Genomic DNA, 9517 nt, shown 5'->3' with positions numbered 1-9517 from the left:
ACCGGGACCGGGTGCGGGCGGTGCTGGCCGACCTGGCCCGGGCGGACCCGGCCGCCGACCCGCCGAAGGTGCGCGCGTCCACCCTGGTCGTGTGCGGACGCGAGGACCGCGCGGGTCTCGTGGGGGCCCGGGCGACGGCGGCCCGCGTCCCCGGGGCCCGGCTCGAGCTGCTCGACGGCGGCGCCCACCTGCCGAGCACCTCCTCCGACGAGTTCACCCGGCTGCTGCACGAGCACCTGGCCGGCTGAGCCGGCTGCGGGCCGTCAGGGCTCGGAACGGGTGAGCACCTCGGCGGCCACCCGGGCGTGGATCCCGCGCAGCCGCTCCCGCTGGTCCTCGGCCCGCTGCAGCAGCGCCTCCACATCGACGTCGCCGACCTGGGACAGCCCGGCAGCGACCAGCGCGCGCCACCCCTCGGCCTTGGCCTGCACCGCGTCCAGCATGCCCTCCACCTCGACCAGGTCGCTGAGCGCGGAGCGGCGCAGCACCCGGCCGTTCGGTTTCAGCCGGCCGACCCGCTCACCCAGCTGCAGCGCCGTCCGGCTGAGGTGGTCGGGGCTGGCGCCGACCTCGCGCATGATCTGGCGCAACGCCTCGATGTCGGAGTCGACCTCGCCGGAGAGACGTTCGACGTCGGCCCCCCACGGCCGCTCGCGGTGGCTCGCGGCGGCACGGTGGAAGAGGTCGCGGCCGGCGCCGGCGGCCGCCTCGTGGTTGCGCAGGTAGGTCACCAGGGGACTGCTCATGGCCCTTCTGTACCCGGGCGGGCGGCGTCCTGTCAGCCCCGGGTGCCAGACTCGCCGGGCATGGACGAGAAGGAGCTGCTGCGGTCCTACCTGACCATGCAACGCGAGCACGTGCTCCAGGTGGTCGACGCGCTGGACGACGAGCAGCTGCGCCGGGCGACGCTGCCGTCGGGGTGGACGCCGGTCGGGCTGGTCAAGCACCTGGTGATGGACGAGGAGCGGTTCTGGTTCCGTGCCGTCGTCGCCGGTGAGCGCGAGGCGATCGAGGAGCTGGGGCGGGTGGCCGGCACCACCTGGACGGTGCCGGCCGACGTGCCGGCGGCCTCGGTCGTGCAGGCCTACCGCGACGAGATCGCCCGTGCCGACGCCATCATCGCCGCCACCGACCTGGACGCCCCGCCGGCCTGGTGGCCCGGCGACCTGTTCGGCAGCTGGCGGCTGCACAGCCTGCGCGAGGTGATGCTGCACCTGGTCGTCGAGGTGGCCTGCCACGCCGGCCACCTGGACGCCGCCCGCGAGCTGATCGACGGCGGCCAGTGGCTGGTGCTGACCGACTGACCACCGGCTGACCCGGAGGAGGTGCCAGGCTGGGGCCCGTGGACGAGACCGCCGAGACCACCCGCGCCGCGTGGGCCGTCGCCTCGCAGAAGTACGAGCGCGAGCACGAGGAGCACCTCGCGGCCGGCCGCACCGCCGAGCTGCTGCCCTCGGAGGTGGCGACGATCGGGGCGCTGCTGCCGGGGGCCGACGTGGTGCACCCGCTCAGCGGCCACGGGCTCGACGACCTCGCGATGGCCCGGCTCGGAGCCCGATCGGTGCACGGGCTGGACTACAGCCCGGCCGCCGTCGAGAGCGCCCAGCGGCGGGCGGACGACCTCGGCGCCCCCTGCCGCTACACCCGGGCCACCCTGCCCGCCACCGGTCTGCCCGACGCCTGCGCCGACCTCGTCTACACCGGCAAGGGGGCGCTGATCTGGCTGGCCGACCTGGACGCCTTCTTCGCCGAGGTGCACCGGCTGCTGCGCCCGGGCGGGCAAGTCTTCGTGCACGAGGCGCACCCGCTGGTACCGCTGTGGACGTGGGAGCCCGAGGAGATCCGCGTCCGCCCCGACCGCGGCTACTTCGAGCGCCAGCACGTCAACGACACCTTCCCCGCCCACGGTGCGGTCGAGCAGCAGCACACGCTGGCCGAGCTGGTGATGGCCTGCACCGGCGCCGGCCTCGTCCTCGAGCACCTCGCCGAGCACCCCGACCCGTTCTGGCGTCCCGACGGGGTGACCGCCGCCGCCTGGGACGGGCGGGTGCCGAACGCGTTCAGCCTGCTCGCCCGCCGGGGCTGAGGGCGCGGCGCCGCTTTCCGGGTCGCTGACGCGGTGGCCGCTGGCTAGGCTTCCCGGGTGACCGAGACCGACGCGCCGCTGACCCCCGACCTGCCCGAGCAGATGCAGGTGCGGCGCGAGAAGCGCGCGCGGCTGGAGCGGGCCGGCGTCCCGGCCTACCCGGTCGCCGTGCACCGCACCCACACCCTGACCGAGGTGCGCGAGGGCTGGCCCGACCTGACCGCCGGTGAGGAGACCGACGCGGTGGTCTCGGTCGCCGGGCGGGTGGTGTTCATCCGCAACACCGGCAAGCTCTGCTTCGCCACCCTGCAGGAGGGGTTCTCCCCCGCTCACCCCGGCGGCCGGCTGCAGGTGATGCTGTCGCTGGCCGAGGTCGGTGAGCAGCGGCTGGCGGACTGGAAGGCCGACGTCGACCTCGGCGACCACGTCAGCGTCAGCGGCCGGGTGGTCTGCTCGCGCCGCGGCGAGCTGTCGGTGATGGCGAGCAGCTGGACGATGGCGTCCAAGGCGCTGCGTCCGATGCCGAACCTGCACTCGGAGCTGTCGGAGGAGACCCGGGTCCGCCAGCGCCACGCCGACCTCACCGTCCGCCAGGAGGCCCGCGACCTGCTCCGCACCCGGGCCGCGATCACCCGCAGCATCCGCGAGACCCTGCACGACCTCGACTACCTCGAGGTGGAGACACCGGTGCTGCAGCTCGTGCACGGCGGCGCGGCGGCCCGTCCCTTCCACACCCACCTCAACGCGTTCTCGCTGCCGATGACGCTGCGGATCGCGCTGGAGCTCTACCTCAAGCGGGCCATGGTCGGCGGCGCGGAGCGGGTCTACGAGATGGGCCGGATCTTCCGCAACGAGGGCATCGACTCCTCCCACAGCGCCGAGTTCACGATGCTGGAGGCCTACGTCGCCTGGGGCGACCAGACCACCGTGGCCGAGCTGGTGCGTCGGATCGTGCTCGACTGCGCCGACCTGCTCGGACGCCGCCAGGTCACCCACGTCGACGCCGCGGGCACCGAGCACACCATCGACCTGGACGGGGAGTGGCGCTGGCTCGGCGTCTACCCCGGGCTGTCGGAGCACCTGGGCGTCGAGATCACCCCCGACACCCCGGCCGAGGACCTGCGCCGGCTCTGCAAGGAGCACGAGATCGAGGTGGAGGACGACGCGCCCGCGGAGAAGCTGGTGCTCGAGCTGTTCGGCGAGCTGGTCGAGCCGACGCTGGTCCAGCCGACCTTCGTCTGCGACTACCCGCCGTCGGCGCAGCCGCTGGCCCGCCCGCACCGCGACGACCCGCGGCTGATCGAGGCCTGGGACCTCATCATCGGTGGCATGGAGCGCGGCACCGGGTTCTCCGAGCTCATCGACCCCGTGATCCAGCGCGAGCGGCTCACCGCCCAGTCGATCGCCGCCGCGGCCGGCGACCCCGAGGCGATGCAGCTCGACGAGGACTTCCTCGCCGCGCTCGAGTTCGGCGCCCCGCCGATGGGCGGGCTGGGGCTGGGGATCGACCGGCTGGTGATGCTGTTCACCGGGGTCGGCATCCGCGAGACGATCCTCTTCCCGCTGCTCAAGCCGGAGGCCTGAGCCGGCTCAGCCCGCGACCCAGTCCATGTGGTCGATGAGGTGGACGAGCTCGGCCCGGTCGCCACGGACGGTGCAGGCGGTCGCCTTCTCCAGCGGCAACCGCCGGCTGACGACCTGCAGCAGCTGCTCGGCCGGGCCGGTGATCGAGACGTCGGCCTCGTCGACGCGCTCGGAGGTGAGCTCGAGCGGGGCGTCGGTGCGGCGCAGCAGCCAGGCGTCGTCGACGTCCTCGCCCACCCAGGCGATCGTCTGGCCGGTGCCCCGCATCGCGTCGGCGAAGCCGGGCACGACCGCCGCCCAGCCGGGCGAGGCGATGGTGCCGAGCCAGTCGTCGATCGCGGCCACCGCCGACGGCGCGTCGATGGTGTAGCGGCGGTCGAGGGTGGCCGCGGCGTCGATGCGGTGCACGGAGATCTCGCCGAATACCCGCCGGCTCCAGAAGACGACGCCGTCGCCGCCGCCGGAGGGGTCGAAGACGTCCGCGCCGTTGGTCGCGCCGGCCAGCGTCGCACGCACCTCCGCGGCCCCGGTGCGGAGCCAGTCGGGCCAGCCCGACGGGTCGTCGGGGGCGTCCTCCGAGGCGAGCGCGAACGCCGCCGCCGGGTCGCCGATGCCCTCGGCCACCAGCTGGGTCACCCACCGCTGGGTGGAGCCGATGTGGCCCACCAGGTTGGTCAGCGTCCACCCGGGGCAGGTCGGCACCGGCGTCGTGGGGTCGGCGCCGTCCACCCAGCCGGCCACCTCCTCGGTCTGGGTCACGGTCGAGTTGAGCTGTGTCGTGTCCACCTGTCACCTCCCGGTCGGGGCCCGGTCCTGTCCGGAGCCTCTGCCGTCGAGACCTCGGAAGGCGTGCAGACTCATCGCGCCGACCCTGGGACGTGTCCGCAGGGCCGCCGGCGGGACACGACCCACCGCGCCACGCCGGACGTGGCCGCATCGAGATGCACGCGAGCAGGGGTGGGGACGTGCGACGGCCGGGCCGCCCGGAGAGGGCGACCCGGCCGGAGGGAGGTGCGGGTCAGCTGTTGCTGGAGGCGCCGAGGTGCTTGGCGATGTCGCGGACGCCCTCGGCGGTGCGGATGCTGGCGACCGAGACCTCCAGGGCGATCCGGATCAGCGCGAGGTAGACGACGACCACCACCGCGCCGATGACCAGGACGGCCAGGCCGGCGAGCACCCCGAGGGCCGGGTCCTCCGCGCCGGCGGCGGCGAAGGCGGCGATCGTGTAGGTGATCCAGCCGAGCACCAGCAGCACACCCACCACGATGTAGACGATCTTGACGATCGCCGGCGTCGCGTAGCTGGTGAAGCTGGTGTCGAGGATGGCCCGCAGACCACCCTTCGGGTTCGACGGCTGCGGGCTGGCGCCCCAGGCGGAGTAGGCATCCTGCCCGGTGCTGCCGCCGTAGCCGCTGGCGCCGGTGGTGCCGTAGCCGGCGCCCTGGTCGTAGCCGGTCTGGCCGTAGCCGGCCGAGGCCTGGGACTGGGGGTAGCCGGCCGAGGACTGGCCCTGCGGGTAGCCCGCCGAGGTCTGCGACTGCGGGTAGCCGGCCTGCGGGTCGTAGGCGCCGGCCTGGGCCTGGCCGTAGTCCGACTGCTGGCCGTAGTCCGACTGCTGGCCCTGCTCGGCCTGCTGGCCGTAGCCCTGCTGCTGGCTCTGCTGCCCGTAGCCCTGCTGCTGGCCGTAGCCGTGCTGCGGCTGGTCGGCCGACGGCTGGGAGGCGCTCCACTCCTGCTGCTGGGCGCCCCAGCCGGACTGCTGCTGGCCGTAGCCGCGCTGGGCCTCCTGGGGGTGCTCCCCGCGCTGGCCGGCGTCCTGCTGCTCCCACGAGGCGGACGGGGCGCTGCCGGGCTGCTGGCCCTCCTGCCCGTAGCCGGGCTGCCCGTATCCGCCCTGGCCGTAGCCCGGCTGCTGGCCGTAGCCGGGGTAGCCGCCCTGCGGGTCCTGCCCGTGCTCGGGCTGACGGGGATCGTTGCCCTGGCCCTGCTGGTAGTCAGACATGCGTGCCATCCTGCCGTTGTCGTGGGTCACGTCGCGATGCTGCCCGGGAAGCCTATCGGGGGTGCGCGGCGTGGCCGGGGCCTTGCGTCCACCGTGTCCGGACGCGGTTCCGGGCGGTCGGCCGGGCCGTAGGTCGAGGGCCGGTGCGCCTCAGAACGCGGACTCGGGCAGGTCCATCAGCTCCAGGGTGGTGCCCTCGGCGATCTTCCGCTCGGCGGTCAGGTGGGGCAGCACGGTGCGGGCGAAGAAGCGGGCGGTGGCGACCTTGCCGGTGTAGAAGTCGCGGTCGGCGGCGTCCGGGCCGGCCTCCAGCGCCCGGGTGGCCACCTCCGCGCCGCGCAGCAGCAGCCAGGCGCAGACCACGTCGCCCAGCGCCATCAGCGCCCGGGTGGTGGTGAGTCCCACCTTGTACACGTCGCGCGGGTCCCCGCCCTCGGTCCGCGGGTCGGCCGACTGCAGGTGCTGCACCATCAGCCCGACGATCGAACCGGCGTCGTGCAGCCCGCGCCGGAGCAGCGCCCGCTCCTCGGCCAGCGGCCCGTCCGCCTCGGCGAACGCGCCGATCTGCGCCGACAGCCAGCCCAGCGCCTGCCCCTGGTCGCGGACGATCTTGCGGAAGAACAGGTCCTGGCCCTGGATGGCGGTGGTGCCCTCGTAGAGGGTGTCGATCTTGGCGTCGCGGACGTACTGCTCCAGCGGGTAGTCGCTGAGGAACCCCGACCCGCCGAGGGTCTGCAGCGACTCGGTGCCGAGCACCACCCAGGACCGCTCCGAGCCGTAGCCCTTGACCAGCGGCAGCAGCAGGTCGTTGACCCGGGCGGCCAGCTCGTCGCGCTCGCCCGCCGCCTCGCCCAGCCAGACGTCGTCCTGCACCGAGGCGGTGTAGAGCACCAGCGCGCGCAGCGCCTCGGCCCACATCTTCTGCGTCATCAGCGAGCGGCGGACGTCGGGGTGGGCGGTGATCGGCACCCGCGGTGCGGTCTTGTCCGCAGCCCGCAGGAGGTCGGGGCCCTGGACACGGCTCCTCGCGTACTCCAGCGCGTTGAGGTAGCCGGTGGAGAGGGTGGCGATCGCCTTGGTGCCCACCATCATCCGGGCGTGCTCGATCACCTGGAACATCTGCCGGATGCCCTGGTGCACCTCGCCCAGCAGCCAGCCCACCGCCGGCTCGCGCGCGCCGAAGGTCAGCTCGCAGGTGGCCGAGACCTTGATCCCCATCTTCTTCTCGACGTTGGTCGCGTACACCCCGTTGCGGACGCCGGTGAGCTCGCCGGTCTCGAGGTCGAAGTGGTGCTTGGGCACCAGGAACAGGCTGAGCCCCTTGGTGCCCGGTCCGCCGGCGCCCTCGACGCCGACCGGGCGGGCCAGCACCAGGTGCACGATGTTCTCGGTGAGGTCGTGCTCGCCGGAGGTGATGAACCGCTTGACGCCCTCCAGGTGCCAGCTGCCGTCGGGCTGCGGGACGGCCCGGGTGCGGCCGGCGCCGACGTCGGAGCCGGCGTCGGGTTCGGTGAGCACCATGGTGGCGCCCCACTGCCGGCGCACCATGTGCTGGGCGATCTGGCGGTCGCGCTCGGTGCCGTTGGTCCACAGCACCTGGGCGAACTTCGGGCCGGCGGCGTACATGTAGAGCGCCGGGTTCGCCCCGAGCACCTGCTCCAGCACGGCCCAGCGCAGCGAGGGCGGGCAGTCCTGGCCGTCCAGCTCGCCGGGCAGCTCGACCCGCCACCACTCCGAGTCCATCCAGCTCTTGAACGCCAGGTGCATCGACTCCGGCAGGGTCACCGTGGACGTCGCCGGGTCGAACTCCGGCGGGTTGCGGTCGCCCTCGGCGAAGGCGGCGGCGAGCTTGTCGGTGGCCAGCGCCGCCACCTCGGTGAGCATCGCCTCGGCCGTCTCGCGGTCGAGGTCGGCGGCGGGCCCGGTCCCCAGCACCTGCTCGCGGCCCAGCACCTCGAAGAGGTTGAAGGTGATGTCGCGGAGGTGGGGCTTGTAGTGGCTCATCAGCTCTCCCGTAGCCGGATCGGTCGCTGCTCTGCGGACCCGCCCGATGAAGTTACCGGCGGGTAACCAGAATTGTGCAGCGGTCGGACGCGGGCCCGCAAGGGTGTATCGGCCCCCTGCGGGCCGTGCGGGGGCCGGGTGGGCGAGGATGGGGCCCCATGGACCTGCAGGCAGAGCTGCCCGACGACGCCGACGCCCCGGTCACCGGTCTGGGCCGCGCCCACTGGGAGCAGGTGGCCGACCGCCTGCTCGCGGCCGCGGCCCGCTACCGCACCCCGCGTGGCGGCCGGATCGACCTGCCGGGCAGCCCCTCGCGCTCGGGCTGGGTGTCGGACGGCCTGGAGGGGTTCGCCCGCACCTTCCTGCTCTCGGCGCTGCGCACCGCCGGGGCCGGTGGGGCCGACCCGCACGGCCACCTCGCCGGCTACGTCGAGGGGCTGGCCGCGGGCAGCGCCGGGGTGCACGCCGACCCCGACGACGGCTGGCCGCCGGTGCTCGACATCGGCCGCGGCGGGCAGCCGATGGTGGAGTCGGCCTCGGTCGCGCTCGGGCTGCGGCTGACCCGGCCCTGGTCCTGGGACGTCCTCGACGCCGACGCCCAGGAGCGGCTGGCGACCTGGCTGCGGGGCGCGCTCACCCACCAGCCGTCGACCAACAACTGGTACCTCTTCCCCTTCACCGTGGCCCGCTTCCTGGAGTCGGTCGGGCGGGGCGACGAGCTGACCCGACGGGCGACCGGGCGGGCGGAGGACCTGCTGGAGGAGTGGTACCGCGGCGACGGCTGGTACAGCGACGGCCAGCACCAGGCCTTCGACCACTACATCGGCTGGGCGATGCACCTCTACCCGGTGCTGGACGCCCACCTGGCCGGCGACCGCGAGCGGCTGGACCACCTCGGCCCCCGGCTGCGCGACTTCCTCGTGGGCTTCGCCGCCACCTTCGACGCGAACGGGGCGCCGCTGTTCCAGGGCCGCTCGCTCACCTACCGCTTCGCGACCCTGGCCGCGGTCGGCCTCGGCGCGCTGACCGGGTGGACCCCGCTCACGGCCGGCCAGTCCCGGCGGTTGCTGTCGGCCGGGTTGCGCTACTTCCTCGACCGTGGCGCGCTGGACGCCGAGGGCCTGCTGAGCCGGGGCTGGCACGGCCCGCACGCGGCCATCGTGCAGCCCTACTCCGGCCCGGCCTCGCCCTACTGGGCCTCCAAGGGTTTCCTGCCGCTGCTGCTCGGCGCCGACGCCGAGCTCTGGCGCACCCCGGAGGAGCCGGCCACCCCGGCCGACCGCACGCTGGAGATCGCCCCGGCCGGGTGGCTGGTGCAGACCACCCGCGACGGCCTGGTCCGGCTGCACAACCACGGCAGCGACGACGTGCGCGCCTGGGAGCCCGACGCGGGCCCGGCGAACCCGCTGTACGCCCGGCTCGCCTACTCCACCCGCACCAGCCCGACCGCGCGCGGCAACGTCAGCGACAACGAGGTGCAGCTGGAGGTCGCCGGGGTGCGCAGCGTCCGGCGCCGGATCCACCGGCTCGGCACCGGGCCGGACTGGGCGGCGTCCTGGCACGCCCCGCGGTTCGAGGACCGCACGGCACCGGCGGCCCCGCCCGGCGGCGGCACCAACCTCCCCTCGGCGCGGATCGACAGCCTGGTGCTGGCCCGCGGTTCGGTCGAGGTGCGGGTGCACCGGCTGCACCTGGTCGAGCCGGGCACCCGGCTGCGGGTGGCCGGCTGGGCGCTGTCCGGCACCCTGGACGGGCTCACCGCCGGCACCGGCGCGGACCGCTGCGAGGTCCGCGGCGCCGGTCTGCTCTCCCGGCTGGTCGCCGTCCGTGGGCTGGACGCC

At 74.5% G+C, this 9517-nt stretch carries 9 protein-coding genes; 5 read left to right on the top strand and 4 right to left on the bottom strand.

What is annotated here, in order from left to right:
• Positions 1 to 248, top strand: a 248-nt coding sequence (locus DVA66_RS12815; protein WP_408608911.1) for an alpha/beta fold hydrolase, incomplete at its 5' end; no start/stop codon positions are given.
• 15 nt (positions 249 to 263) lie between these two features.
• On the opposite strand, the gene DVA66_RS12810 is transcribed toward DVA66_RS12815, so the two are convergent.
• The gene (locus DVA66_RS12810) at positions 264 to 746 is read right to left on the bottom strand and encodes a hypothetical protein (RefSeq protein WP_114560441.1); all 483 of its coding nucleotides are present in this window, start codon (positions 744 to 746) and stop codon (positions 264 to 266) included.
• Positions 747 to 806: 60 nt separating this feature from the next.
• Here DVA66_RS12810 and DVA66_RS12805 point away from each other — a divergent pair, with 60 nt between their 5' ends.
• The 3 genes from DVA66_RS12805 to lysS all read left to right on the top strand — a co-directional run bounded on the left by DVA66_RS12805 (position 807) and on the right by lysS (position 3670).
• The gene (locus DVA66_RS12805; RefSeq protein ID WP_114560440.1) at positions 807 to 1304 is read left to right on the top strand and encodes a mycothiol transferase; all 498 of its coding nucleotides are present in this window, start codon (positions 807 to 809) and stop codon (positions 1302 to 1304) included.
• A 38-nt stretch (positions 1305 to 1342) separates the two neighbouring features.
• The gene (locus tag DVA66_RS12800) at positions 1343 to 2086 is read left to right on the top strand and encodes a class I SAM-dependent methyltransferase (protein ID WP_114560439.1); all 744 of its coding nucleotides are present in this window, start codon (positions 1343 to 1345) and stop codon (positions 2084 to 2086) included.
• A gap of 102 nt (positions 2087 to 2188) precedes the next feature.
• A complete protein-coding gene (gene lysS / locus DVA66_RS12795; RefSeq protein ID WP_114560443.1) occupies positions 2189 to 3670 on the top strand; it encodes a lysine--tRNA ligase in 1482 nt (493 codons plus the stop codon).
• 6 nt (positions 3671 to 3676) lie between these two features.
• Here the strand turns inward: lysS and DVA66_RS12790 are convergent, their stop codons facing one another.
• From DVA66_RS12790 to DVA66_RS12780, 3 genes are all read right to left on the bottom strand, one after another.
• Positions 3677 to 4456, bottom strand: a complete 780-nt coding sequence (locus DVA66_RS12790; protein ID WP_114560438.1) for a maleylpyruvate isomerase family mycothiol-dependent enzyme — start codon at positions 4454 to 4456, stop codon at positions 3677 to 3679.
• A 232-nt stretch (positions 4457 to 4688) separates the two neighbouring features.
• Complete coding sequence (locus DVA66_RS21945; RefSeq protein WP_114560437.1) at positions 4689 to 5672, bottom strand: DUF4282 domain-containing protein; 984 nt, start codon at positions 5670 to 5672, stop codon at positions 4689 to 4691.
• Between the two features lie 150 nt (positions 5673 to 5822).
• Entirely contained in the window at positions 5823 to 7676 is a 1854-nt protein-coding gene (locus tag DVA66_RS12780; protein WP_114560436.1) for an acyl-CoA dehydrogenase, read from the bottom strand.
• Between the two features lie 158 nt (positions 7677 to 7834).
• On the opposite strand from DVA66_RS12780, the gene DVA66_RS12775 reads away from it, so the two are divergent.
• A partial coding sequence (locus DVA66_RS12775) for a DUF2264 domain-containing protein (protein WP_114560435.1) occupies positions 7835 to 9517 on the top strand: 1683 nt, incomplete at its 3' end.

The sequence above is a fragment of the Desertihabitans aurantiacus genome, assembly GCF_003344635.1.
Taxonomy (GTDB): Bacteria; Actinomycetota; Actinomycetes; order Propionibacteriales; family Propionibacteriaceae; genus Desertihabitans; species Desertihabitans aurantiacus.
Note: the sequence above shows the minus strand (reverse complement) of the source record. Positions and strands in the feature narration are given on the sequence as shown.

Excerpts from the sequence above, each read along its gene's own strand:
- DVA66_RS12810 (WP_114560441.1), bottom strand. The coding sequence starts at position 746 with ATGAGCAGTCCCCTGGTGACCTACCTGCGCAACCACGAGGCGGCCGCC.
- DVA66_RS12805 (WP_114560440.1), top strand. The coding sequence starts at position 807 with ATGGACGAGAAGGAGCTGCTGCGGTCCTACCTGACCATGCAACGCGAG.
- lysS (WP_114560443.1), top strand. The coding sequence starts at position 2,189 with ATGCAGGTGCGGCGCGAGAAGCGCGCGCGGCTGGAGCGGGCCGGCGTC.
- DVA66_RS21945 (WP_114560437.1), bottom strand. The coding sequence starts at position 5,672 with ATGTCTGACTACCAGCAGGGCCAGGGCAACGATCCCCGTCAGCCCGAG.
- DVA66_RS12780 (WP_114560436.1), bottom strand. The coding sequence starts at position 7,676 with ATGAGCCACTACAAGCCCCACCTCCGCGACATCACCTTCAACCTCTTC.